Below are 25,999 nucleotides of genomic sequence, written 5' to 3'. Positions count from 1 at the left end.
GCCATGGTTGTCTACATCAAAAGCGATCTCGAATTCATCCTGAAGCAGATCAAGATCGCGGAGAAGCACGCTGCCTACGCAGCCAATCCGCTCGATCCGGACGCGGCGCCGCTTTTCGGGACAGGCGAGGGCGGGCAGGCGGGTTCGCTTCCCACCTATAATTTGGCCTGGGGCCTGCGCACCGTCGATGGCAGCAACAACCATGTGCTGCCCGGCCAGGAGAAGTGGGGCGCGGCCGATCAGGAATTCCTTGAGCTGCTAAGCCCGGAGTTCCGCACCATCACGGTAGATCCTGATGGGCCGGGCGGGATGGGTCCCATCGAGATTCCCTACACTCCCGGCAATGACGTCGACGGGCCAGGGACGTTTGCCGATCCGGGCGACGTGATCGACCCCGAGGTTCGGACGATCTCGAATCTGCTTGTCGATCAAACACTGGCCAATCCTGCCGCAATTCTGACGGCGCTGCAGCGCGCGGGAATCGATGATCCGGGATTGCTCATCACCCAGCAGATCTCGGCCGCTTACACGCCCCTCGCCGGCGACTTCAAGGCTGTCGCGGAAGCCCAGCGTGTCGAGGCCGCCGCTGCCGCTGCAGCTGCTGCCAGCCCGGGCAATGAAGCGCTGCAACAGGCGGCACTTGATGCAGCCAATGCTCTCGCCGCCGCGCAGGCCACCCTGGATGCCGCTGCTGGCGTCCCCGGTGGGCTTTACGAATTGCTCGCTGCCAACAGCATCGAGCTCGACGGCGCCAACGTTCACCTCCCTAACATCGCGCCGGACGAGGGGCTGTCTGCTCCGTTCAACTCCTGGTTCACGCTGTTCGGCCAGTTCTTCGATCACGGCCTCGACCTCGTCAACAAGGGCGGCAATGGCGCGGTGATGATCCCGCTGCAGCCGGACGATCCGCTATACAGCACGGCGCCGGGCGCATTGAATTTCATGGTGCTGACGCGCGCCACGACGTCCGCAGGAGCGGATGGCGTCCTCGGCGACAACCCGTTCACGCCGGGAGACGAGAGCGCCGACGACGGCCGTCCCGTCAATACCACGACCTCCTATGTCGACCAGAACCAGACCTATACGTCGCATTCTTCGCATCAGGTGTTCATCCGGCAATACGATCTCAACGGTGAAGGTAAGCCCGTAGCCACCGGAAAGCTGATCGAGGGCGGCAATGGCGGTATGGCGACCTGGGCCGACGTCAAGGCGCAGGCCCAAGCCATGCTCGGTATTAAGTTGACGGACGCCGACGTGGGCAAAGTTCCGCTGCTCAGGACCGATCAATACGGCAACTTCATCCCGGATCCGACCACCGGTTTTGCACAGGTGATCACCGGAATCGGGCTCGACGGTATTCCTAATACGGCGGACGACGTCGTCGTCTCCGGTACGCCAGACGCGCCGGTCGATCTGACGGCCGTCCTGGCGATCCGTACCAACCATGCGTTCCTTGCGGACATCGCGCATAACGCGGTTCCGACCGGCTTGGAGGACGGCGACATCACGATTGGGCTCGGCAACCCCGAGAACGGTCCGGCCGAAGATGGGTCATACGACAACGAACTGCTCGACGCGCATTTCATCGCCGGCGACGGCCGCGTCAACGAGAACATTGGCCTGACGGCGGTCCACCACGTGTTCCATGCCGAGCACAATCGGCTCGTTCAGCATACCAAGGACGTCGTGTTGGCGACCGGCGACGTTGCCTTCATCAACGAGTGGCTCGCAGAGGACGTGGCCGCGCTTCCTGCCGACCTCAACACGTTGGTCTGGGAAGGTGAACGTCTGTTCCAGGCAGCAAAATTCGGCACCGAGATGCAGTATCAGCATCTGGTGTTCGAAGAATTCGCGCGCAAGATTCAGCCCACCATCAACACCTTCCTGGTACCGGATGGTTTCGACACCACTCTGAATCCGTCGATCGTGGCCGAGTTCGCCCACGTGGTATATCGCTTCGGTCACTCGATGCTGACTGAGTCGATCGACCAATTCGACCCCAACTTCGCCCCCAACCACATCAGTCTGATCCAGGGATTCCTCAACCCGACCGCTTTCAATGGGCCCAATGGCACCATTGAGGATGAAGTCGCCGCCGGCGCGATCATCCGTGGCATGACCCGTCAGGTCGGCAACCAGATCGACGAATTCGTGACCTCGGCGCTGCGCAACAACCTGCTCGGCCTTCCGCTCGACCTTGCGACCATCAACTTGGCGCGCGGCCGTGATACCGGCGTGCCCTCGCTGAATACTGCCCGCGCGGAATTCTACGAGGCGAGCAATCAGAACATCCTGCTCAAGCCGTATACGAGCTGGGTGGATTTCGCTAGCCATCTCAAGAATGAAGCCTCGATTATCAACTTCATCGCGGCCTATGGCACGCATGAGCTGATCACCAGTCAGACCACGATCGCGGGCAAGCGTGACGCTGCGTTGACCCTGATCACGGGCAGCTCGTTCGGCGGCCTTGAAGTACCGGCCGACGCGGTCGACTTCCTCAATGCGACGGGCGCATATGGGGGTGAGGGCAGCTCGCTGGGCGGCCTCAACAATGTCGACCTCTGGATCGGCGGTCTTGCCGAAGAAACCATGCCGTTCGGCGGCATGCTCGGCTCGACCTTCAATTTCGTGTTCGAAGTGCAGATGGAAATGCTGCAGAGCGGCGACCGATTCTACTACCTGCAGCGGCTCGACGGCCTGCACCTGTTCGGCGAAATGGAAAACAATTCCTTCGCTGCCATGATCATGCGCAACACGGACGCGACGCATCTGCCGTCGGACGTGTTCTCGACACCGGGCCTGATTTTGGAAGTCGACCAGGACAGGCAGTTCAACGACCTGGATGGCGATGGCATCCTCGAGAACGACGATCCGGCCGGGGGCGGTCTGTTGACGCAACTCGTCAACCGCAACGATCCGTCCACTGCAGGCACGGATACGAACTATTTGCGTTACACCGGCGGCGACCACGTCGTGCTTGGCGGCACCGATCTTGCCGACACGTTGATCGCCGGCATCGGCGATGACACGCTCTTCGGCGATGCTGGCAACGACAAGCTCGAAGGTGGCTTTGGCAACGATATCCTCAACGGCGGCGACGGCGACGACATCATCGTCGACTCCGGCGGAGACGACAACATCAAGGCCGGCAGCGGCAATGACGTCGTCCATGCCGGGCCGGGTCTCGACCTAGTTATGGGCGGGGCGGGGCAGGATTTTATCTTCCTCGGTACTGACGAGGGCTCGGAAGTCTTTGCCGGCGAAGGCAATGACTTCATCTTCGGCAACAGGAACGCCGAACGCATTCTCGGCAACGAAGGCAACGACTGGATCGAAACCGGCACCTTCGACGGCGCCCCGGGCGACAACTTCGACGAAATATTCGCCCAGGACGGCATCAAAGGACACGACGTCTTCCTCGGAGACGGCGGGTTCGACGAGTTCATCGGCGAGGGCGGCGACGACATCATGGTCGGCAGCTCCGGCCGCGGCAAGATGGTCGGCATGTCCGGCTTCGATTGGGCGACGTACAAAGACAATGTGATGGCGGTGAATGCCGACCTGTCCATCCCGATCATCTTCGACGAAGCTCCGGTACTGCCGGCGAACGCCGCGCTCGACGAATACGAATCGATGGAAGGCTTGTCGGGCAGCAAGTTCGGCGACATCCTGACCGGCACGGACGACGTGGCGGCAGATCGTGCCTCGCTCGCTGATGGCGGTACGACAGGCTTCCTGGGAAGCGTGCTGGACGCGGAAGGCATCGCCCTGGTGAGCGGTCTCCAGGCGGTGCTCGGAGCGGGCGTTACATCCTTCGGGGCCGGCGACATCATCCTCGGCGGTGACGGCGGCGACACGATCATGGGGAAGGGCGGCGACGACATCATCGACGGCGACAAGTGGCTGGACGTGCAGATTGGCGTGTTTGCGGCCGGGGATGTCAATCACACCGGTGCGCCGATCGCCGTGCACAACAGTATGACCACGCTGGCAAGCAGCATGTTTTCGGGTGCGATAAACCCTGCTCAGCTCGGCATCATACGCACGATCAGGACGGACACGACCGCAGGCGACATCGATATCGCCAGGTATCAGGGCAATATTACCGAATATACCTTCGGCAACGACGTCAACGGCATGGTGACGGTTACCCATACGATCGAGGACTCCCTCGACGGTTCGGACAAGCTCCGGAACATTGAGCGACTTCAGTTCCTCGACACGACGGTTGGCCTGGTCATCGGAACGCCCGGCAACGATACGGGCGCCACCGCGCTCAATGGTACTGCCGGCAATGACCTGATCCTCGGACTCGCCGGCAATGACACGTTGAACGGGCTTGGCGGCAACGATATCCTGGTCGGTGGCCTCGGCACCGACACGATGAATGGCGGCCTCGGCGACGACACTTATATGGTCGGACTCGGCGATGCCGCCGGCACCGGCGACGTAATCAACGAACCCGTCAACGCCACGAGCGGCGGAACGGCGGACCGTCTCGTGATCCAGGCGGCCGGCACAGCGCTGACAGGGCTCAACGCCTCCGACAACAACACCGGCACGAACAATGGCAGTCTTGTGGTCAACTTCAATGGCCAGACGGTGACGGTTAACGGCCATTTCACCAGCACGATCGCCGGCACCGGTATCGAACGCATCAACTTCGACAACGGCACCTTCGGCGGCTACCAGCTGGGCACCGAGGACTATCTCGTTAGCCGGCTGGATCCGAACAACCGCGATGACGGCGGCGTCAACCTATCTGCTTCCATCGCAAATAACTTCGTGATTGGCGAGAATGGCGTCAACGACGTCATGATCGGAGGCAGCGGTAACGACCTGATCTTCGGCGGGACCGGAGACAACGAACTCTCCGGTGGCGCCGGCGACGATCTGCTGGTCGGCGGCTCCGGGACCGGCGACAACGACTTGCTCGACGGCGGCCTCGACGCTGACACCATGGTTGGCCTCGGGGGCAACGACGTCTACATCGTTGACGACATCGCCGACGTCGTGGTGGAAGCTGCGGCAAGCGGCACCGACCGTGTCGAAACGGAGATGGCCGAGCTTTCGATCGAGCTCATGGCCAATGTCGAGAACCTCGAGTATACCGGCGTCGATGCCGACCCATTCGTAGGAACCGGCAACAGCCTCAACAACGTCATCTCCGGCGGCGATCTGAACGACACGCTGAATGGCCTCGGCGGAAACGACACCCTCGAGGGCGGCCTGGGCAACGACATCCTGAACGGCGGCGACGGTAACGATACGCTCAACGGCGAGGACGATGTCGACACGCTGAACGGCGGGATCGGGACCGACACCCTGAACGGCGGAGCCGGGGCCGACATCATGGCCGGCGGCGCCGACAACGACACCTACGTCGTCGACGATGCCGGCGACGTGGCGACCGAACTCGCGGCCGGTGGCACCGATACGGTTCAGTCATCGATCTCCTACACTCTTGGTGCGGAAATAGAAAACCTGACGCTGACCGGCGGCGATGACATCAACGGCACCGGAAATGCGCTCGCCAACACCATCACCGGCAACGGCGACAACAACCAGATCTTCGGTGGTGGCGGCAACGACATCATGGATGCTGGCAATGGCAACGACCTGGTCGATGGCGGCACCGGCGACGACACGCTGAGCGGCGGCACCGGCGGCGACACCGACAACATCATCGGCGGAGCCGGCAACGATACGATCAACGTGACGGATGGCAACGACGTCGTCATTTACGACGCGGCAGGCTTCGGCAACGACGTCCTGACGAACTTCGATTCGACCGCAACCGGTGGTCAGGACCTGATCAACCTCAGTGCCCTCGGAATCACCACCGCCAACCTTGCGACGCGGGTCACCGAGACCCAGGTCGGCGTCAACACGGTGCTTACCGTCAGGGACGCGTCCCTGGCAACGATCGGTACGATCCAGGTCAACAACACGACGACCGCCGCCATCGACGCGACCGACTACATCCTCGCGGCAGCTGCGCCGGCAGCCTTCGGTACTCCGACCGCCGGGGCCGACACCATCACCGGCAACGGCGTGGCCAACCTCATCGATGGCCAAGGCGGCAACGACACGCTGAATGGCGGCGGCGGAAACGATGTCATCACCGGCGGTGAGGGCACGGACACCCTCAACGGCGACGACGGCAACGATACACTGAGCGGCGGTGCCGGCAGCAACAACGGCGCCTACGTCGATACCTTCGGCAGCGCATCGTATGCGAACAGCAACGGCACGGTCGCCTTTGCAGGGAGCTGGACCGAGGGTGGCGGCGAGACCCCAACCAGCGCGACCGGAGGCGACATCCAGATCACCGGCGGACGCCTTCAGTTCAACCAGAACGTCGATGGCGGCGAAACGATCGAGCGCGCCGTCAATCTGGCCGGCGCAACCGCAGCGTCGGTGTCCTTCACTTACCAGGACGATGATCTGACCGCCGGTCAGACCGTTATCGTCGAGGCGAGGAACGTCGTCACTAATCTCTGGGAAGCGGTTACCGGCGGCACGCTGGGAGGCGGCGCCAACGGAACCTTCAACTTCAGCGCCACGCTGACGGCCAACCAGATCGGCGCGAACTCGGCAATCCGCTTCCGGACCACCGGCGACGGAAACAACTGGGACATTGGCGACAACTTCTTTGTCGACAATTTCACGGTCAACCTGACGGTGCCCGGCCTCAACGTCGGCGCCGACACGGTCAACGGAGGAACCGGAGACGACACGATCATCTGGAACGCCAATGCTGCGGCTCCAACCGATGGCCGCGACGTGGTCAACGGCGGAACTGAAGGCGCCGCGGGCGACACCTTTGTCATCAACGGAAACGCGTCCAGCGAGGTCTACAACATCTACACGCTGGCCGCTTGGGATGCCGTCGCCGGAAACGACATCGCCAGCTTCGGCGGGCGGACTCCCGAGATCGTCATCACCCGCGACGGTACTGGCTTTGCCAACGTCATCGCGGAATTGAGCGAAATCGAGGAAATCCGCATCAACAGCGTCGAGCCGACCGGAGCGGGCGGCGCCGCGGGAGGCGATACATTTAATGTCGTCGGCAACTTCTCTGGCACCAGTTTGCGTCTCAACACCATCACCATTGATGGTGCTACTGGTGACGACGTAATCGACATTTCGGCCCTGACTTCGGCTCATCGCATCGTGTTCAAGTCCAACGGCGGCAACGACACTATCATCGGCGCCCTGCAGGCCGAGGATGTGATCGAGTTCCCGGAGGGGACGGATCTCACGAGCTACCACCTGGTCGAGAACCAGAATGGCACCCGAACCATCTCGAACGGGACACATTCAGTCACCTTCACAGGCGTAGTGCCGTCCCAGTTCCAGGCCGGGGAACCGGACGAGGACGAAGACGAAAACGAGAACGAGACTCCGCACGACGACTGCGACGACGAGGAAACGCCGACCGGCGGTGGCGACGATGAGGAGACCACGGCAACCGGCGTCATCCGGACCGGAACGCCGCAGACCGACACGCTGGTCGGCACCGCGGGCGACGACAACATCGTCGCCTTCGCCGGAGACGACATCGCCATCGGCGATGCCGGGGCCGACGCGATCTTGGCCGGCGAGGGTGCCGACTTCGTCAGCGGCGGTAGCGGCCGGGACGTGATCTCCGCCGGTGCGGGCGACGACCACGTGTTGGCCGGGGCGGACGCCGACATCGTCTACGGCGATGCGGGAGCGGACCGCATCTTCGGCGATCAGGGCAACGACCTGATCAATGCCGGAGCGGGCGACGACACGGTGTTCGGCGGTGCCGGCAACGACCTGATCGTGGCCGAGATCGGCGACGGCAACGACGCCTACTTCGGCGACGAAGGCACCGGCGGCTGGGACGCCGATACGCTCGACATGTCGGCGGCGAGCGCGGCCGTCACCGTCAATTTGGGCTCCGGCCCGCTGTTGAACGGCAGCGCCTCGAGCTCCCAGACCGGCATCGATACCCTTTGGGGCATCGAGAACGTCACTACCGGCTCCGGCGCCGACGTCATCGTTGCCGGCACCGGGGCCAACTGGATGAACGGAGGGCTCGGCGACGACACCTTCCGCTTCAACTCGGTGGAAGCGGCGAAGGGCGACACGATCGTCGGCTTCGAGCCCGGCGACCGGATCGACCTCAGCGGCATCGATGCGAACTACGCCTCTGACGGCAACCAGAGCTTCACACTGGTGTCCGACGCGGCCTTCACCGCCGCGGGCCAGCTCGCGGTGACCTATGAGACCCGCAACGGCGAGGCATTCACCGTCGTCCAGGGCAACGTCGACGGCAACAACGCCGCCGACTTCAAGATCGAGATCGCGGGCCACCAGAACCTCGGCTCCAACGTCACGCTCTGATCGCGACTCCGCCGGAACGGGAGATGCTTCTCCCGTTCCGGCGCCTTCGGTTTTCCTCGTACAAGACGGCACCCTGAAAAATGGCCAAATCAAAAGAGCTCACCCCCGCGAAGCGCCGGCGCCTAGAGGAACTGACCCAGGGCTTCCGCGGCATCGTCCTGTTCCTTTTCGTGGTCTCCGGCATGATCAACGTGCTGGCGCTCACCGGCTCCGTCTACATGATGCAAATCTACGACCGCGCTTTGACCAGCGGCAGCATCCCGACCCTGGTGGTGCTGTCGGCGCTCGCGATCGGGCTCTATCTGTTCCAGGGCGGCTTCGACGTCGTCCGCTCCCAGGTGCTGGTGCGTGTCGGCGCCCGAATCGATCGCAAGATCGCGCCCTTGGCGCACCGCGTCGCCATCGACATGCCGCGCTTCGGCTTCTCCACCTCCGAGGCACTGGAGCGCGGTCGCGACGTCGACACGGTACGCAGCTTCCTCGGAAGCCAGGGCCCCTCGGCGCTGTTCGATCTGCCTTGGATGCCGATCTATCTCGCTTTCATATACTTCCTCCACCCGATGCTCGGCGCGCTGACCTTCGCCGGCGCCCTGGTCCTTGTCGTGCTCACCGTCGTCAGCGAGATCATGACCCGTCGCCTCACCGTCTCCACGCGCAAGGCCGCGATGGAACGCAACGGCATCGCTGACTGCAACGCCCGCAACGCCGAGGTCCTCAAGGCGATGGGCTTCGCCGACCGCGCCGTCGGCCGCTTCAACGAGGCCAATGCCGAGCATCTCGATCTGCAGACCAGGGCCAACGACATCACCGGAAGCTTCGCCGCGGTCTCGCGCGTGCTCCGTATGGTGCTGCAGTCGGCCCTGCTGGGACTTGGCGCTTACCTCGCCATCAAGGGCGAGCTTTCGGCCGGCGCCATCATCGCGGTCTCGGTCGCCTCGGCGCGGGCGCTGGCTCCCGTCGATCTCGCGATCGGCAACTGGAAGGCCTTTATCGCCGCACGCATGGCCTACCAGCGGCTACGCGACACCGTGATAGCGCTCGCCGGCGCGGACGAGCCTATGCGGCTGCCGGATCCGGTAGCGCGTCTTTCGGTGGAGAAGATCACTGTCGCGGTGCCGGGATCCGGCCAAGTGGTGCTGAGCGAGGTCGCCTTCGAGCTCGAGGCTGGCCAAGCGCTCGGCATCATCGGTCCCTCCGCCGGCGGCAAGACCACGCTGGTGCGGGCGCTGACCGGCATCTGGCCGGCGTTGCGCGGCAGCGTCCGGCTCGACGACGCCGACTTAACGCAATGGCGCGAGGAGGACCTCGGCAGACACATCGGCTATCTCCCTCAGGAGGTCGCGCTGATGGACGCTACCATTGAGGACAACATCTGCCGTCTCGAGCCCGAGCCCGACTACCGCAAGGTGATCGCGGCCGCCAAGGCCGCCGGCGTCCACGAGATGATCGTCAAGTTGCCGGACGGCTACTCGACCAAACTGGGCCCGCAGGGCTGCGCGCTCTCCGCCGGGCAACGGCAGCGCATCGCGCTGGCGCGCGCGCTCTACGGCAACCCGTTCGTGGTGGTGATGGACGAACCAAACTCCAACCTCGACGGCGAGGGCGAGGCGGCGCTTACCACGGCGATCGAAGGCATCCGCGCCCGCGGCGGCATCGCCATCGTGATCGCGCACCGGCCGAGCGCGCTGGTGGCAGTCGACCTCGTCGCCATCGTCCAGGCCGGCCGCATGGTCGCCTTCGGCAAGAAGCAGGACATCATGACTCCGGCTCGGCAGCCTGCCACGGCCGCATCGGCCGATACCCTTCCCGGGACCCAGTTGCGGAGGCCCGCATGACAATCAATGTCCAGGCCACCCGCCAGTCCACCGCCGAAGCCGCTCCGGGTCGCAAGGACTACGAGGAGAAGGACGATCGTCGCCGCCGCTTCGTACCGCTGTTCTTCCTGCTGTTCGTGGGATCTTGCACGGCATATCTCAAGAGCTTCCTGCCCGTGAAGCTGGAGGCCGCCGAAGACCGCGGCCAGGCTCGTAGTGCGGGCGACGAGGAGGAGACCGTCAAGGAGGACGCGCTCGCTGCGGCCGACGAAACCGACTCCGAGGAGCCGGTGGCCAAATCGTCCGGCCGGACCGAGGAAGTCAGAATTTCGCCGCATGACGACGAGGAGCGCGCGCCGGGCGGATCGACGGATTTCAGCGCCCGGGCGCGCACCGACAAGCCCAAGCTAGACATCGGATCTGGCGAAAGCCCGAAGGTCGCCAACGACAACCGTCCGCTGCTGCGCCAGGAGGCCCCCGCCGGTGGCGGTGGTGGCGGCGGGGGAGGTGGTGGAGGTGGAGGAGGTGGTGGTGGTGACAACAGGCACCCCACTCCGCGCGATCCCCCGGCACCCGACCACCGCAACCGCGCCCCCCGCGTCTCGGGGCCCGTGCATCTTCCCGACGTCGTCGCCTGCCACGGGCTGGCGATATCGATGGCGGCGCTGCTGGCCGGCGCCACCGATCCCGACGGCGACCGCCTGACCGTGGTCGGCGTCTATTCGTCCTCAGGCACGCTGACCCAGACCGCGGACGGCGGCTGGGAGTTCGACCGTGCCCCGGACATGCTCGGCGAGGTCAAGCTGACCTACGCGATCAGCGACGGCCGCCACATCGTGATGCAGACGGCCTACTTCAATGTGGTCGCGGCGCCGCCGATCATCGGAACCGAAGGCGACGACACCCTGCTCGGCACCCAATGCGCCGAGACCATCGCGGGGCTCGGCGGCGACGACAACATCGACGCCCGCGGCGGCGACGACCGGATATCTGGCGGCGATGGTAACGACCACATCCTAGCGGGCGCGGGCAACGACGTGGTCTATGCAGGCGCCGGCAATGACATCGTGTTCGCGGGCGCGGGGAACGACGTGGTGTTCGGAGGTTGCGGCGACGACCGCCTGTTCGGCGAGGACGGCGACGATACCCTGCACGGCGAGGACGGCAACGACCGTCTCGACGGCGGCGCAGGCAGCGACATCCTGCTGGCGGGAGCCGGGGACGACACTCTCCACGGCGGCACCGGCAACGACACCCTCGACGGCGGCGACGGCGCAGACCGGATGTCCGGGGGCGACGGCAACGACGCTCTGGCCGGGGGCGCGGGTGCCGACATGCTGACCGGCGACGCCGGCAACGATGCGATTTCGGACGGCGGCGGATCGGACGTCGTGATCGGCGGCACGGGCAACGACCATCTGGTGGCGGCCGCCGATCACGCCAACGACAGCCTCTATGGCGGCGCCGGCAACGACACGCTGGACTACTCCTCGGCGGCGCGTGCCGTCGATGTCAATCTGGCCACGGGGCAGGCTTCCGGCTCCGACATCGGCGATGATGCCATCGCCGGGATCGAGACCGTGATCGGCGGCGCGGGCGACGACACCTTGGTGGCAGGTCCGACCGCAGCCTCGATCGATGGTGGCGCTGGCCACGACGCCGTGACCGGCGGCGCGGGCGACGATGTCCTGGCCGGCAATACCGGCAACGACACCCTTGCCGACCGCGGCGGATCCGACGTCGTGTCGGGCGGCACGGGCAACGACCTTGTGATGGCTTCGGCCGATGCCGCGTCCGATAGCTTCAACGGCGGCGACGGAACGGATACCATCGACTACTCCTCGGCCGACCAGAACCTCGCCATCGATTTCGCAACTGGCCATGCCTCCGGCGCGGACATCGGCAACGATGCAATTGCGGAGTTCGAGAATGTGGTCGGGGGCGCGGGCGACGACACGATCACCGCCGGCGCGTCCTCGGCCTCGATCGCAGGCGGCTGCGGCGACGACGCCTTGGCGGGCGGGGCCGGCGACGATGTTCTGGCGGGCGACGCCGGCAACGACACCATCGCCGACGGCGGCGGATCGGATACGGTCGACGGCGGCTGCGGCGACGATGTCGTGCTGGCGGCGGCCGACAAGACCAACGACAACTATGATGGCAATTCGGGCCACGACACGCTGGACTATTCGGCGACCACCATCACCGTCACCATCGACCTGCGCAATGGCACCGCGCGCGGCGTCGAGATCGGTGAGGACCTGATCGAGGACTTCGAGGAGATCATCGCGGGCTCGGGCGACGACGTGATCCGCGTCGACGGCGGATCGGTGGTACTGACCGGCGGCGCCGGCAACGACACTTTCGAGTTCCAGCCGCCGTGCGACGACGGCGGCGGTTCGGAGCAGGACACCGTGAAGAAGATCACCGACTTCACGGTCGGTGACCGGATCGTGGCCGCCACCTACCAGATCACCATCAAAGACGGCGACGAAGCCGTGGAACAGGTCGCCGACCTGTTCCAGCAGCTCTATCTCGACGAGGACGGCGACCATGGCCGGCCCGTTCGCTTCCGCTTCGAGGAACTTGCCGACGGCAAGTACACCGCGATCGACGTTTCCCACGGCTCCAATGCCGAGGACGTCATGACGATCGAGGTCGCCGGCCACCATCAGCTGCAATTTGCCGCGATCCATTCCTAGGGGGAGAGAAGCCATGATGCATGTCGACGCATCCGAATTCGTACCGCAGCCGGGCCCGGCCCGCGACGTCTCCCGCGAACGGCCGTTGCGCCTGTGGCCGCGCATCCTGGCCGGTATCGCACTGACCGTGCTGCTGTTGGCCGGGTGCGGCGGCTGGGCGGCCTGGGCGATGCTGGAGGGCGCGGTGGTCGCAGCAGGCACGGTCAAGGTCGACCAGAACCTTAAGGAGGTGCAGCACCGCGACGGCGGCATCGTCAGGACGCTGGCGGTGCGTCAAGGCGACCAGGTCAAGGAAGGCCAGGTGCTGGCGACCCTCGATGACGTCCAGATCAAGGCCGAGCACTTGATCGTGCGCGCCCAGATGGTCGAGGCGCTGGGGCGTCGCGCCCGCCTGGTGGCCGAACGCGACAACCTGGCAGCCGCCGAGTTTCCCGCCGAGATGCACGCCCTGTTCCCCTCGACCGCTGGCGCTGTGATCCACGGCGAGACTCGGCTGTTCACCGGCAACAAGACCGCGCGCGACAGCCAGAAGGAGCAGCTCGAGCTCTCCATCGCCCAGACCGGTGAGGAGATCAGGGGCATGGAGGCCCGCCTCGCCGCCAAGGAGGAGGAGATCAAGCTTGTCGGCGCCGAACGCGAGAAACTGCAGGCGCTGTTTGACCGCAAGATCGTCGAGTACCAGCGCGTTTACTCCGCCCAGCGTGACTACGCGCGCATCATGGGCGAACAGGGCGAGATCCAGGCGAGCATTGCCCGCGCCAAGGTGAGGACGAGTGAGATCCGCGTGCAGATCATCGCCGTGGACCAGAACGCCTCCACGGAGGCTCAGAAGGAGCTGCGCACGGTGGAGGCGCGCATCGCCGAACTCCAGGAACGCAAGCTCGCCGTCGAGGATCGGCTGTCGCGCACCGAGATCCGGTCCCCGGCCTCGGGCTACATCAACGAACTGTTCGCCTACACGGTGGGCGGGGTCATCACCCCTGCAGCCAAGATCGCCACCGTGGTGCCGCAGAACGCTGACCTCAAGTTCGAGATTCGGATTTCGCCGGCCGACATCGACCAGGTGAGGGTCGGACAGCCAGCGCGCATCCGCCTCACCGCCTTCAACCGCACCACCACGCCGGAGCTGAAGGGCACGGTCGCGATGGTGTCGCCGGCCTCGGCCCGAGATCCGTCCAACGGCCAGGAACACTACATCGCCCACGTCCGCCTGCTTCCGGCCGAGGAGGACCTCATCCAGCAGAAGGGGCTGAGGCTCGTTCCCGGCATGCCCGCGGAGGTCTTCGTCTCGACCCAGGAGCGCACCGCAGCCTCCTATCTGGCCAAGCCCTTCACCGATCAGATGAATCGCGCACTCCGCGAACGCTGAGGCCATTCTGGAAGTCGCCGAGGAGCGTCATGTCTAGCGGAGGGGCAACTTCAACGAATTTTGCAAATGTATCTTATGTCCGGCTATGGATGCCCGGTCTCGACTTCGGTGACGAATGGGGCGAGATGGTCCAGTTCTATCAGGAACGTGGGGAGAGATTGCTCGCCGGGTATTCAGAAGCAGCCGATCACGGGGTTTGGATGATCTTCAGCTTCCACAAGCTGACGAATGCGGAGGACTTCGCAGAACGATTTGGCGGAGAAGTGACTGATGTTTGGAGGTGGAGCTCTTGAACCCGCAACAAAAAGAATCGGCATGTTGGAAAGGCGCGACAGCGTTGGCCTGCGGTAGCTTGAAATGCTGCGTGTAGCCCACTTCCTGCATCGTCTTGCCTTCACGATTGGCGTCTCCATCATTGGCAATGGATCGCTTCCTTTCGTCGCCGGGGCAGAGGAGCAGCGCTTGGGCCTCCCGGTCGACTGCAAATTGGGCATCGACTGTTTTGTGCAGCAAATGCCGGACATTGATCCTGGCCAAGCTACGCTCGATCCCTTGTGCGGTCAGGCGACTTACCAGGGGCATACCGGGTGGGATATCCGTTTGCGGACACTAGGTGAAATAGCCCGGGATTTTCCCGTGGTTGCCGTCGCTGACGGAACGGTCTCCCGAGTTAGGGACGGCATCCCGGATAAAATTTTTGATGCTGCGAATGATCGCCACCGCCTGCATGATCTAGAGTGCGGCAATGGAGTATTGATCGATCATCAGAGCGGACTTTCGTCGCAATACTGCCATCTCAAGAACGGCAGCTTGGCCGTTCGTTCGGGCATGCTGGTTCGAAAAGGCGAGCGTATCGGATCTATCGGTTCTTCCGGCGTCGCGGAGTTTCCGCACGTTCATTTGTCGGTGCGGCAGGATGGCAAGCTGGTTGAGCCGCTCACGGGGAAGGCGTTACGAGATGAATCCCCTGTTTGTGGCGACCTGTCGGGAAGTCTGCTTGATGCGGCGTCGAAGCAGGTGTTGGTTCAAGCCCCTGTTACGATCCTTGATATTGGGCTGGCTAATGCTCCGCCCGAGTTGGGTAACCTTGTCCGATGGGGTGGGCCCGCCCTCGCGACGGGCGGCGGCAATTCGACCATCGCATGGGTGTGGGCAATCAATGTAGATCAAGGGTCGCGATTCAGAATCAAGCTGGTGGGGCCGGGCGAAACTACCTTGATTGATCACGCAACCACGGCGTTACCGCGCCGCAAGGCGAACTATCTGGCTTACGTGGGTCGGAAAGTGGGCGTTAAAGCAGGGACATATCAGTTGAGTGTAGAAATAACCAACGACGAAAAGCGGATTGCATTGAACAATCGCACATTCACAATTTCGGAATAGCGGTCCTTGACCACTCGTAGCGTGCTTGAGCCGGGACAGGGGTTCAGGAGTTCAGCTCAGACTAAATGGTGTTCTATCATGGAGTAAGATTGATGAGTGACGTGCAGGCATTGCAAATCAACAGGTTGGTTGTCGGCGCCCGCTTTAAGATAAGCGAACTGGGAGCCGCTCGATGCCGATCGCTGGCTGGCAGAACCGGGATCGTTGTCGAGGTTAGCCGTCGCAACACGGGCATCTTCGTGCTGTTCGATGGTGCCAATAAACCAACTTGCCTGCACAGGGATTTTATCACCCCGATCTCGGGTAGCGGATCGTGGAGCGGCTCGCCAAGGGCTGGCTCTGGAAACACGAGTCCAGCACTTACGAGTCACCCGCCGCGGATCGGTTCGCCTAGCGGCTGCGCATTTATTTCTAGCTAGTGTTCACTAATGGGCAGAACTCAAATGTGCAATGGCGGCGCACCGGTGGATTGCTGTGGACAGCCGACTTACGCCTCACGAAACCGGCGCTCCGTACCGTAGCCTTTGTGGAGGGAGGCGCCATGGAGTTATTTCGAGCTGAGAAGGTTGCCACTGCTCAGGACCAATCAAGCCATGACTGCCGCTTCTGCGCCGGAAGGCTCACGCTCCTCAAAACGATCGTGGAATACGAAAGCGGAGTTGTTGTTCATATGTTTGAATGCAAGCAGTGCGGAGAGCGTATTTGGACCGACTAGGGGTATTGGACGCCGTTCTGTTGGTGGGTTGCAGCAGCCGGCAACTATGCCACCGCGGGCCAGGTCGCCTGTTGTCGTCGACGGGCCGATGCATGCTTCCGGCGTCGAGTCGGGAAACGGGTTCCGCCAGGCTTCCTCACGCGCCCGATTCCATGCGTCCGGATCGGAGCGGTCTCGCCGATGACCGTGATGGTCGCACTCGGTGACGGCTTGCTGTTCGATCAGCACGCCGAGCGCCCAGCCTTCCAGCGTGCGGTACGCGGGCCGTCCGGCCGGCCGAGAAGTCCTACGCTGCGGGCTGCTCATGTTGTCCTCGAATCAAATGATGAGCAGCACTATAACACCCGGCCCCCTCGGTCTGAATCGATCGCGGTTTATGCCCACTGTCCACTGATAGAAGTACGCAGGTTCAGTCGCGGCCACCTCAAGCGCAATGTTCAAAAGTGAACCTGGCAACATGACAACAATTTAATTCGGACAGCTGAGATCTTTTGGCGTCAGCTTGCGTATTTCGAGCGTCGGCAGAGGTGCGCCCGCATGCCGCATCGAAGCCGGCCGGCGGTCCCATCGCTGTCCCAGGGTGGGGCCGCTGTTCATACGCAGGAGCAGTTGCACGCCGTGGTAACGATCAAAGGGGTCGGTGAAGTCCTGCAGGCATCGGAATTGTGCATCCTGCGTTATTAACACCACTAGCTCTCAATGTAGGCCACCCGGTCTCGGTTGCCCGTTCTTGATAGGAACGATCAATATTCCTCTGACTTGGTTCGGTCTCTAACGACGGAGGAAGCGATCATGAAGAAGCTACCAATCATTGCGTTAGGTCTGTTTTTTGCGCTCGGTAGTTCACTAGCGCTTGCGCAGGGCGCCGGCGGTTCTGGGGCAGGTGGCTCTGGTGCCGGTGGAGCAGGCGCTGGCGGTGCTGGAGCCGGCGCTGGTGGTGCTGGAGCCGGGGCAGGCGGTGCTGGTGCGGGCGGAGCCGGTGGCGCAGGCGGGAGCGGAGCCGGTAGCGGTTCGGCTGGTGGTGGCGGCGGCGATCCCGCGCTGGATAGAGCTTCCCCCGTTGCGCCGCGTGCCCCCGGAACAGGTCCTTTGCCGAAGGACCGATAACAGAGCATAAGCGGCCTCAGATATTTGGGGCCGTTCGTCTCAGTGAGTCGGGGAGTCGATGACACTTCAAAACCCCGAGCACTTTCCGCTTCGGCACCGAAAGGGATAAGATCGTCACGAGCGATAGTAAATCTGTTTCTCAAACTAATGATGAGATAACCGCTGGAGACATCGCGGTGCGCCTAAATACAAGAAGCTCAGCGAGAAGAAGACCGCTGGTCCGCGTAGTTGCTGCCGATGATGATCGATATGCATCCGCGCACTCTACTTCTTGGCCACTATGATCGCCAAGGCGGTGCAGCAAGCAGGAGCGGCCGTGTGACATGAAGAAATGGCTTGGCCGGGCGAAGCTAATTCGCGCGAATGCAGAAGCGCCAGGCGGGACAATTGAGACCCGCCGGTCCGACGAGGTTGTTTCTTCGGGACTACGCCGCCTTGCGCTGTTCAACCGCGAGATACTGTTGCGTCACCTTGGCCACGTTGGCATCGATCCACGCAGCCATTCGCTCTTCTTCCTTCAAGCTCGCCTCCAGCAGCGAACGGGCACTGCCCTGGCCTGCACTGTCGCATAAAGTCAGAAGCGATTTGTAGGCGGCGATCTCGAAATGCTCAAACGCGTTATTGGCGAAGGTGTTTTTGAGAATTTCGTCTCCTGCCATTGCATGAGCCATTGCCATCGTGTTGGCCATTACGGATTGCGCGGCGTCCTTGAGAGTAGAATTGCTCTCTCCGCACGATTCCAGACATTGTTCGAGACGACCCAGCTGGGTGTTAGTCTCGGCCAAGTGTTCCTTCACCCGTGCTTGCACCTCCGGATAGTCGGTAAGGCGCTCCGACTGTCGTTCCATCAGTTCTCGCGCTTGTACCTCCATGGCGTGCGCGTTGCGCAGGCCGACTATGTAAACGTCCTTTGCTGTCGTGGCCATTTCCGGCTCCTCTGTTGCTGACAAACGTCCAATGAATACTCACAGCCATGGTTCCTAATCCCCAACGTTTGTGAAGCACTTTGCCCGTCAGACTTACTACCAGCGGGAAGCCGCACCGACGATTATCACGACAATGACGAGGGCAAAGACCCCCAAAAGCCACGGCATGTCGCGGCGCTCGGTAGGTGTCATTTGGAGCGAATCTCCTGTTCCTTAGGCGGCATCTTGTCCTGGCCCTCGGCTTCAGCCCGCCGTGCCTGGTCTTTTCTTTGCCATTCATCAAGCGTGTGGCGAGAGACAGTCTTTTCCGACGCCTGCGGATTTTCATCGTCGTTAACGACTTTCATTTCCATCTCCTTGGGTGGCATCGCTTCAACTGGTGACGCCCTTCGGCGGTTCCTATCCGGAGCCCCCTTACATGTCCTCACGCAATCCTTTGAAGAACGGGTGGCGCACTTTGCCCTCGGCGGACTTGGCCCGATACTCGACCTCGGCCAGAAGCTGGGGCTCAACCCAGATGCCCTTGTGCGCGATCTTCTTGGCGTAGGGCTGGGTTTTGCGGATTAGCTGCGTCAAGCGTTTGCGAAGTTCGGCGGCGGACGTCTTGTCGAAGCCGTGGTCAACCTTGCCGGCGTAAACCAGGTCTTTGCCCTTGCGCGGGCCGAGATAGATGCCGTCCCAGTCCTTGCCGTCAAGGGCGAACCCCGCAATCGTCAGCGTCTCCCGCTGGGCGCAGGTTTTCTTGGTCCAGTTGTTACCGCGGCCGGACGTATAGACGCTGTCGCGGACCTTCGACACGACGCCCTCCAATCCGACCTTGCAAGCATGCTTGTATATTTCGCGGCCGTCGGTCTCGAAGCTTTCGCTGAACTGGATGTCAGTGGCGGCGATCAGCTTTTTGAGGTGCGCCTTGCGCTCCATCAGCGGCAGTTTTCGCAGGTCGTAACCGTTGAGATAGAGCAGGTCGAAGGCGACCAGCACGATGCGGGTCGATTTGCCCTTCAGTTCGTTCTGCAGAACGGAAAAATCCGTGCTGCCGTCGGCGGCCGGCACCACGACCTCGCCGTCGATGATCGCGGATCTGGCGCTGATGTGCCAGGCGTCGTCGGCGATCTTCCTGAACCGGTTGGTCCAGTTGTTGCCGCGCCTTGTGTAGACCTTGATCGCTTCGTTGGCGAGGTGGACCTGAACGCGGTAGCCGTCGAACTTGATTTCGTGAATCCAGCGTTCGCCATTGGGCGCGTTGTCGATCGAGGTCGCAAGTGCGGGCTCGATGAATCCAGGGAAGGGCGCCTTGACTCGCCGCCGGTTTCCTGCGCGGAAAGGCCACGGGTCACACCAGATGTGTCGGCAGCGGCAGCTGCACGTCGTGGTATCGTTCGAAGCGGTCGGTGAAGTCTTGCAGGAAGAACGGGATGTCGCGCCCCTGCAGATCGCAGCGCCGGCGCAGCTCATGGGCGACGTCCGCGGAAACGTCCTCCGACCAGCGCTCGGCGGTGTTGAAGGCGACGATGCGGATCGGGCTGCGGTACTGGCCCGTGAGCAGATCCTGGATGACCGTCTCGAGGTCGGTGGTCTCGTAGTCGGTTTCGCGCCAGGCGCGGCCGATTTTGCCAAAATCATCGGCCACCAGGTAGACCGTCTCGTCGTTGCCAGTGGGCACGATCGACGGTGTCCAATTGGACGTACGCATCAAAGCAACTCCACGCAACAGAACCCGGATTCAAGCGGACCCGCGCTGATTGGTTCCGGAAGGCTGGTGCATGGCAGTACTCGCAAGGTCACTCCCAAAAGGCCCGGCTCAAGGCCGGGCTATTATGCAAGAGTATTAACTTGGATTGGCAAGGCCCAAAAGGGTGTTTCTCGGGCGTACGGCTCAGTTCGCACTGCGCGACAAAAAGTCGGGAACAAGTGGCAATGATCGGCGTTGCCGGTCCGTCTGATAGGGAACAGACGGACAACCTCATGGGCCTCGGCGCGCTTCCCCTAGAGCGCCGGGGCCGCTTTTTTTCCGCCTGCAGCCAATGAGGTCGGCCAGCTGCATCAACCCATCATTGCGGCGCGGCAGGCCGCAGAGTGTTGCGACATTGAACGCATCCCACCGCTGCCTCCACTGGAAGCTTTTGCACGGTCGCGTGCTTTTCCCGGCGGCAAGGAGACGAAGTATGGCAGTCAATAAGCCGAAAGGCGACAATGCCCGCAAGGGTGCAGTGAAGAAACGCTCGCAGGTGAAAACCACGCTCGGCGGCGCCACCGCATGGACCAAGCGCAGCAAGAAGAGCGGCGAGTTCATGGCGGTGAAGAAGCCGGCAAAGAAGGCTAAGGCGGCGAAAAAGTTCAAGGGCGTGCGGGTCGAGAAGAAGCGGGCGCGGGCGGCCCGATAGCCCCGCTATGTTGCGAGGTGTGTGATGACACGCAATCGGATTAGGCCATCGACTTCATTGGAAATGCGCCTTCTGAAGTTTGCGGAAGACGCGCGAGCTGCGGCCGGCCGCATCAAGCCTGGTCGAGCACAGACGTTTTTATTCAGAAAGCGCGGAAGGCGGAGGCGATGGCCGCGCCGAGAACCGGCTTAAGACGTTTGCATGTGAAACGGCCCCAGCGCGGGGCGCAAGCTGAGGCCGTCGGCTTTCGAGAGGTCGTGCCGGAGGAGCTGTCCGGCACACGTCTATAATTTCGAAAGCCAACGCTCGTTCCAAAAACGAAAGCGCGCGCTAATTGGCGCGGGTCCTTTTGCCGGCTGTCCTAATCAGAACACTCACGCTTCCGAATTAGGACATAGGATGGGCCACATCGAATGGTGACCGTTGGGGCATCGTACCCAGCCTCGGCGGGGGACGATATGGTGAATGGGGCCCCGGCCAAGCCCCGGCTGGGGCCCTTTCGTTTCGGCGTCGGAGACGTAGCAGAGGGTGAACCAATGTTCTGCAGCGTGCGTTGACGCGCATGAACGAGGATGACCAGTACAGGGCGAAGGCGGCGGAGGCCCAGAAAGAAGCGGATCGGGCAACGAGCGAAGTCGAACGATCCGCTAACGCGACGGAGTAGGCCGCCGGCGGGTTACCGTCGTTAAACGCGCGCAGCACAGCCGCGCGTCCACCGTGCCCTCGTGACCGACGCATTCAAATATGCGCGGAACGAGCGGAACGCGCAGTGTCCCAGCAAAACTCGGAGAGAAATCAATCGACCCGGTCCGCTAAAATCGTCGCTAGACAGTCGAGAAGATGCGCTGCAAGCAGCCCAACGATGGGTCGCGGACGGTCACAAGGGCGTTAAAATTATCGGCGATGGTCGGATCTACTTTCCGGAAGACTTTGAGCAGTTCATAAGACCTCGATCGTCTCCCTAGCCGGATTATAAGCCATCAGTTCCCGCTGAAGGGGATGACCGTCAGTTATTTCTTCAGTGCAAGGCAGGAGCCGGCTTCGGGCAGTTGTTCGATTTGCGTCCGACATGTTTACCGAGATTAGCCTTAGATGCGGCAAACACTAGGGCTGGAACGGCGGGTGCCCCTTTGGCTGGAACGTCGCGACCTTGCGCGCCTCTTGCCATAACTCTATGGCGTGCCCGTCGACCAGTTGTTCGGCGCAGCGTTTGGCCTCCTCGTCATTGTCGCAATGGACCTCGACGCGGTTCTGGATATGACCATCGTCGCCAATGACGTAGGCGTAATATCCCCAAGGCATAGCGGTTACTTCGGCTGCTGAAGGCCGGGGGACTTCAGCCAATTCTGCAGATGCGCACCGGTCTCTGCATGCCGCGCCTTGCGGCTGAGCTTCTCACGCTCGGTTGCCGGTGGAGCCTCCCGCGCCTCATCACGCAGGCGTTCAGCTTGCTCTGAGATTAGCTGATCTAAACGATCCTCTTGGATACGGCGTCGCTGCATGGCGCTGCTCCATTCGCTGAAGGGGGCGGAAGCGCAAGCTGGGCGATCTCATCACCGATGGAAGCCACGGGCGTTGCGGTGATGGCTCTATTTTCGGCCCGCTTATCAGAAATGCTAGGGTTAAATTTTGTTCCTTCACAGGAACAAGTTCAAATCCGCATCAATTAAGCCAAATGAGTAAGTGGCTCTGTCTGGCTTTCGCTCAGGCAACGCGTAACCAGATTGATGAAGCATGACCGACGCCGATTGCCCAATCTGCCACGGCCTCGGTTGGGTGTGACAGAACCACCCGACAAGGTTTGAGACCGGGACAAGGGCTGCGAGTGCGGCGCAGGGATGCCGTGCGAATGCCAACGTGCCAACGGTCTTGAGCAGCCCGACATCAGCCAGGTCGAGGCGAGTGATGGTCACGAAGGAGGAGCTAAAGCGCGTTATGGAGGAGGTTGACGAACTCAACCTACCGGACGGCGCGCATTGGGCGCTGGTGCACGAGCGGCTGGGCCTCGAATATGGCGAAGTGTTCGAAATTATCGCTGGCGATCCCGTTTTCTTTGGCGCCATTGAGGACGGAGGGCGGTGATAATGGATCAAGAGGAACGGTAGCCAATATCCCGTGCCCAAGGGTGAAGCGCGCTCGGGCCGTGGCGAATGTCCGGGTATCTTCCAGACGAACTCGCCATGCCGGGCCGAGCTTCGAAACCCCGGCGCCCCCGGCACGTTTGATGGTTGCCGGATAATTTTGTGTCCGGGGCTAGAGCGACGCCGCCAAGCGATTATACTCCGCTTGTGCGGCGTTGTGCCGACAGCGGCCTGTTTGAATCGCCCGATAGCCAGGGGAGGGCCAATGCCATCGCGGTGGTGTCCGGAATGCGGGGGAGAGCCGCAGCGGGAGCCGGCCCTCCTGGGTGCGCTCTATGTTTGCGAGAGGTGCGCCCCGCGGCGGCTGGCAGAAGAGGCTGCGCACTACAGCAAGTTGGCAGCTATTCTGGGATTTCGTCATCGGAGGAACTCCGAACTAGTCGGGAAAAACCAGCAAGAGTGCCGGTAGGCTGGTCCTGCAGGCAACCGCCGTTGCCCGCAGTTGCGAGGGGCGGCCCCGGTGTATCGCCGGAGCCGGGGCCGCCTATCCACGGCTAAAGAGGCGACCACATCTTAAATTTCAGCCCAAAAGCAAACCGCTCCAACCGGGGGCCGCCAACCCGAACGATACGGGGTTTTCCAGCGGTCGGGGGGCACCTTTCTGGCTGGAAGCTTTAACCAGACGCTCCGCCCAGCTGATTGTTCCAGAGCGAACCGGGAATAAGTGGCAATTGGTCCACGTTCCCGCAGAACCGGGCGCTCCGATTTCGCGGTGTGATTCACATTTGATAAAGCCACAGCCTCCCCAAGGGGACATACTATTCCTACCGGGGAGGAGGGTGAACCTTTTCATTTCCGATATTTTGAAACCCGGCAGGCCGCTGATCGAAAGATCAGCGGCCTTCGTTATGCAAAAAGGTCGGCGCCGGCAGGCGTGAATTTCACGAATGTCCCGCTCTCATGCAGTACCAGCCAGCCCTTATCAATCGCGTATTTGAGGCCGGCGCTGTATTGCGCCGGGGTGGCCTTGTCGCCGAACAGGAAGGGACCGTTGATCTTTTCGATATAGACGCGGTTGTCCTGGATGGGCTCGAAGGCCTGTGCGTGCTCCATCAGGCGGCGGGCTGCTTTCTCCGGGTCGGAGTAGGGGCTTTCGCCGGTGAATTTCATGCGGAGGCCTGTTCTTCTTCAGTCAAGTGAGCGGCGTAGATGTGACGGTCCATGGTGACGGTGTCGATCGTCGCGCCGCAGTAGCATGTCGACCGGCCATCGGTTGACTGTGTGGGCAGCTTGCAGCCGGTTTCCCACATTTTCTGCTTCCAGCGGTTCCAGGCGCGCTGCTGGCGGTAGCTGGCAAAATCCTCTTCGGTGCATCTTGGCTGTATGGTTTGCCACGCGCGATCGAACGCGAGCCGGGCGTGTTCAAAGTCCACAGCCGTACCGGCGTCAGCAAGCCCGCGTTGGGACGCAGGATGAAAGCCGCAGTACCAGCCCCACTGATCGACGTTGCCCGGCACGCCGGCGCGCTTGCCGATCGTGCCGACCCGTACATCGCCGTAAAAGATTTGCCAGTGATCGTCGCGGCGGTCGCGATCGCGGCGTCGGGTGAGCGTGGTCATCGCCGCTTATTCCCTTTCTCGGCATAAAGACGGCCATCAACGATGGTTGGCACTTTTTGGGGAACGAAATGTTAGAAGCTGATGGAAGAAGGTCCGAGCGAGTCGATCGAAGATGGCGTGCTGGATAAGCTCCGGCGTCATGTGCGCATTCTGGTCGATATTGGGCGGCTGGCGGGTGAGAACGCCGATTTGAATCGCTTCCTAGATCAGACCGTCGTCCAGATTGCCCGGGCGGTGGAGATCCATCATGTAAAGGTTCTGCAATATCGTCCGAGCACTTCAGATCTCCTCCTCGCCGCCGATGTCGGATGGAAGGAAGGCGCTGTACGCTCTTCCACCTTTACGATTGATCTACGTTCTGCGCCGGGGCGGGCATTTCAGACGGCCGAGCCGGTCAGCATCAGGGATTTCCGCGAGCAAGACGAGTATATCCCGTCGGACTTCCTGAAGGAGCACGGAATCGTCTCGGTGACGAACGTGCCGGTACTGATAGATGGCGCGGCCTGGGGTGTGTTGGAGGTCGACAGTACCACGCCAAGGGACTTCACGGAGGACACGACGGATTTCCTGACCGCTGCTGCCGCTCTCATGGCAACCGTGCTCCGCCGCAATGGACGCCAGGACCGGCCGGATGAAGAGGCGCGCTTGATGGCCGCCGCCGCCGAGGCTCAAAAGCGCGAGATCTTACTTCGCGAGATGCAGCATCGCGTAAAAAATAATTTCCAGCTCGTTCTGTCGTCCATTTCCATTCAGAAACGTCGATATTCCGAAGCGGCGGCTCACCGCGCGCTGGATCACGTGGCTAGCCGCATCCATGCGATCTCTCTCGCACATGATCAGCTTTCATTTCGAAACGAAGGCCAAACCGTCAGGCTTTCCTATTATATACGCGCCCTTTGCAGCGCGATCCATCAGCAGGTCGAAGAAGTCGAAGTAGATGTCGAATGCGACGAACTCGAATTGAGTATTGAGCGGGCGTTGCCGGTTGGCCTCATCTTGAATGAGACCGTGATGAACAGTATCAAGCATGCATTCGGCCCAGAAGGTGGAAGGATACGGGTGCGCCTGGTAGGAGGTGTCGGCTATGGTGAGGCCCGTTTGACGGTATCCGACAACGGCCGCGGCATCCAGAATCCCAACAAAAACGGATCTGGCCTCAAATTAATTGCCTCGCTTGCACGACAGATCGGCGGGGCAGTTGGTCAGGAAAGCAGCGACAAGGGGACGACGACGTCGCTCACCTTTCCATTGATGACGTGATTTTTCAGCACCGAACAAACACGGTGAGACCATTCGTTAAGGCGAATTAGGACACTTCGAAACAGCTTGCACTGGGGCGATACGGAAGTGCCCGAGGAAGCTGATGCGCCCTCCGGTTGGGGGGCGCCGCGATAGAAGTCGGAGAACGTCAGTCAGCGCATTCGTTCCAGCCATCGCTTTTTGTCTTCCATGCGGAGAAGCCGGGTGCGCGGACCGGTCGAACGGCTTTTGCCCAAGCACGAGCGGGACCACAGACGCGCGTT

Annotated in this window: 19 protein-coding genes; 9 read left to right on the top strand and 10 right to left on the bottom strand. The window is 62.1% G+C overall.

What is annotated here, in order from left to right:
- Positions 1–3: 3 nt before the first annotated feature.
- The 5 genes from JQ558_RS36975 (at position 4) to JQ558_RS00245 (ending at position 15,644) form a co-directional block, all read left to right on the top strand.
- Positions 4–8,376 carry a peroxidase family protein gene (locus tag JQ558_RS36975; protein WP_283814137.1) on the top strand — a complete coding sequence of 2,791 codons (8,373 nt, stop codon included), beginning with the start codon at positions 4–6 and terminating at the stop codon, positions 8,374–8,376.
- An 80-nt stretch (positions 8,377–8,456) separates the two neighbouring features.
- Entirely contained in the window at positions 8,457–10,211 is a 1,755-nt protein-coding gene (locus JQ558_RS00260) for a type I secretion system permease/ATPase (RefSeq protein ID WP_212292486.1), read from the top strand.
- Positions 10,208–12,892: a cadherin-like domain-containing protein gene (locus JQ558_RS00255; RefSeq protein WP_212292485.1), complete on the top strand. Its 2,685-nt coding sequence runs from the start codon at positions 10,208–10,210 to the stop codon at positions 12,890–12,892. Before JQ558_RS00260 ends, JQ558_RS00255 begins: the two co-directional genes overlap by 4 nt.
- Positions 12,893–12,905: 13 nt before the next feature.
- Positions 12,906–14,261 (top strand): HlyD family type I secretion periplasmic adaptor subunit, encoded by a 1,356-nt coding sequence (locus tag JQ558_RS00250; protein WP_212292484.1) that lies wholly within the window; start codon positions 12,906–12,908, stop codon positions 14,259–14,261.
- Between the two features lie 357 nt (positions 14,262–14,618).
- Entirely contained in the window at positions 14,619–15,644 is a 1,026-nt protein-coding gene (locus JQ558_RS00245) for a M23 family metallopeptidase (protein ID WP_212292483.1), read from the top strand.
- Between the two features lie 56 nt (positions 15,645–15,700).
- Here JQ558_RS00245 and JQ558_RS00240 read toward each other — a convergent pair whose 3' ends face one another.
- A complete protein-coding gene (locus tag JQ558_RS00240) occupies positions 15,701–15,922 on the bottom strand; it encodes a hypothetical protein (protein ID WP_212292482.1) in 222 nt (73 codons plus the stop codon).
- 308 nt (positions 15,923–16,230) lie between these two features.
- Positions 16,231–16,665, bottom strand: coding sequence for a hypothetical protein (locus tag JQ558_RS00235; RefSeq protein WP_212292481.1), 435 nt, complete (start codon positions 16,663–16,665; stop codon positions 16,231–16,233).
- A 586-nt stretch (positions 16,666–17,251) separates the two neighbouring features.
- Here JQ558_RS00235 and JQ558_RS00230 point away from each other — a divergent pair.
- The gene (locus JQ558_RS00230; RefSeq protein ID WP_212292480.1) at positions 17,252–17,476 is read left to right on the top strand and encodes a hypothetical protein; all 225 of its coding nucleotides are present in this window, start codon (positions 17,252–17,254) and stop codon (positions 17,474–17,476) included.
- Between the two features lie 415 nt (positions 17,477–17,891).
- Here the strand turns inward: JQ558_RS00230 and JQ558_RS00225 are convergent, their stop codons facing one another.
- The 4 genes from JQ558_RS00225 to JQ558_RS38060 form a co-directional block, all read right to left on the bottom strand.
- Complete coding sequence (locus JQ558_RS00225; RefSeq protein ID WP_212292479.1) at positions 17,892–18,392, bottom strand: ferritin-like domain-containing protein; 501 nt, start codon at positions 18,390–18,392, stop codon at positions 17,892–17,894.
- A 188-nt stretch (positions 18,393–18,580) separates the two neighbouring features.
- A complete protein-coding gene (locus JQ558_RS00220) occupies positions 18,581–18,739 on the bottom strand; it encodes a hypothetical protein (protein ID WP_212292478.1) in 159 nt (52 codons plus the stop codon).
- 67 nt (positions 18,740–18,806) lie between these two features.
- Positions 18,807–19,667, bottom strand: coding sequence for a non-homologous end-joining DNA ligase (ligD, locus tag JQ558_RS00215; protein WP_312014952.1), 861 nt, complete (start codon positions 19,665–19,667; stop codon positions 18,807–18,809).
- Positions 19,668–19,725: 58 nt separating this feature from the next.
- The gene (locus JQ558_RS38060) at positions 19,726–20,085 is read right to left on the bottom strand and encodes a hypothetical protein (protein ID WP_212292477.1); all 360 of its coding nucleotides are present in this window, start codon (positions 20,083–20,085) and stop codon (positions 19,726–19,728) included.
- Positions 20,086–20,557: 472 nt separating this feature from the next.
- Between JQ558_RS38060 and JQ558_RS00205 the strand changes: the two genes are divergently transcribed.
- Positions 20,558–20,776 carry a hypothetical protein gene (locus JQ558_RS00205; RefSeq protein ID WP_212292476.1) on the top strand — a complete coding sequence of 73 codons (219 nt, stop codon included), beginning with the start codon at positions 20,558–20,560 and terminating at the stop codon, positions 20,774–20,776.
- A 1,104-nt stretch (positions 20,777–21,880) separates the two neighbouring features.
- Here JQ558_RS00205 and JQ558_RS00200 read toward each other — a convergent pair.
- Positions 21,881–22,078 carry a hypothetical protein gene (locus JQ558_RS00200; RefSeq protein ID WP_212292475.1) on the bottom strand — a complete coding sequence of 66 codons (198 nt, stop codon included), beginning with the start codon at positions 22,076–22,078 and terminating at the stop codon, positions 21,881–21,883.
- A 5-nt stretch (positions 22,079–22,083) separates the two neighbouring features.
- Positions 22,084–22,278, bottom strand: coding sequence for a hypothetical protein (locus tag JQ558_RS00195; protein WP_212292474.1), 195 nt, complete (start codon positions 22,276–22,278; stop codon positions 22,084–22,086).
- Between the two features lie 403 nt (positions 22,279–22,681).
- Between JQ558_RS00195 and JQ558_RS00190 the strand changes: the two genes are divergently transcribed.
- The gene (locus JQ558_RS00190) at positions 22,682–22,858 is read left to right on the top strand and encodes a hypothetical protein (RefSeq protein ID WP_212292473.1); all 177 of its coding nucleotides are present in this window, start codon (positions 22,682–22,684) and stop codon (positions 22,856–22,858) included.
- A gap of 905 nt (positions 22,859–23,763) precedes the next feature.
- Here the strand turns inward: JQ558_RS00190 and JQ558_RS00185 are convergent.
- Both JQ558_RS00185 and JQ558_RS00180 read right to left on the bottom strand, forming a co-directional pair.
- Positions 23,764–24,027, bottom strand: coding sequence for a hypothetical protein (locus JQ558_RS00185; RefSeq protein WP_212292472.1), 264 nt, complete (start codon positions 24,025–24,027; stop codon positions 23,764–23,766).
- Positions 24,024–24,476, bottom strand: coding sequence for a hypothetical protein (locus tag JQ558_RS00180; protein WP_212292471.1), 453 nt, complete (start codon positions 24,474–24,476; stop codon positions 24,024–24,026). Before JQ558_RS00180 ends, JQ558_RS00185 begins: the two co-directional genes overlap by 4 nt.
- Before the next feature lie 81 nt (positions 24,477–24,557).
- Between JQ558_RS00180 and JQ558_RS00175 the strand changes: the two genes are divergently transcribed.
- Positions 24,558–25,736: a sensor histidine kinase gene (locus JQ558_RS00175; RefSeq protein WP_212292470.1), complete on the top strand. Its 1,179-nt coding sequence runs from the start codon at positions 24,558–24,560 to the stop codon at positions 25,734–25,736.
- Positions 25,737–25,999 lie beyond the last annotated feature (263 nt).

The organism is Bradyrhizobium sp. AUGA SZCCT0160, from assembly GCF_018130105.1.
GTDB lineage: Bacteria > Pseudomonadota > Alphaproteobacteria > Rhizobiales > Xanthobacteraceae > Bradyrhizobium.
The sequence above is the reverse complement of the archived record's forward strand: the minus strand, read 5'-3'. Positions and strand labels throughout refer to the sequence as shown.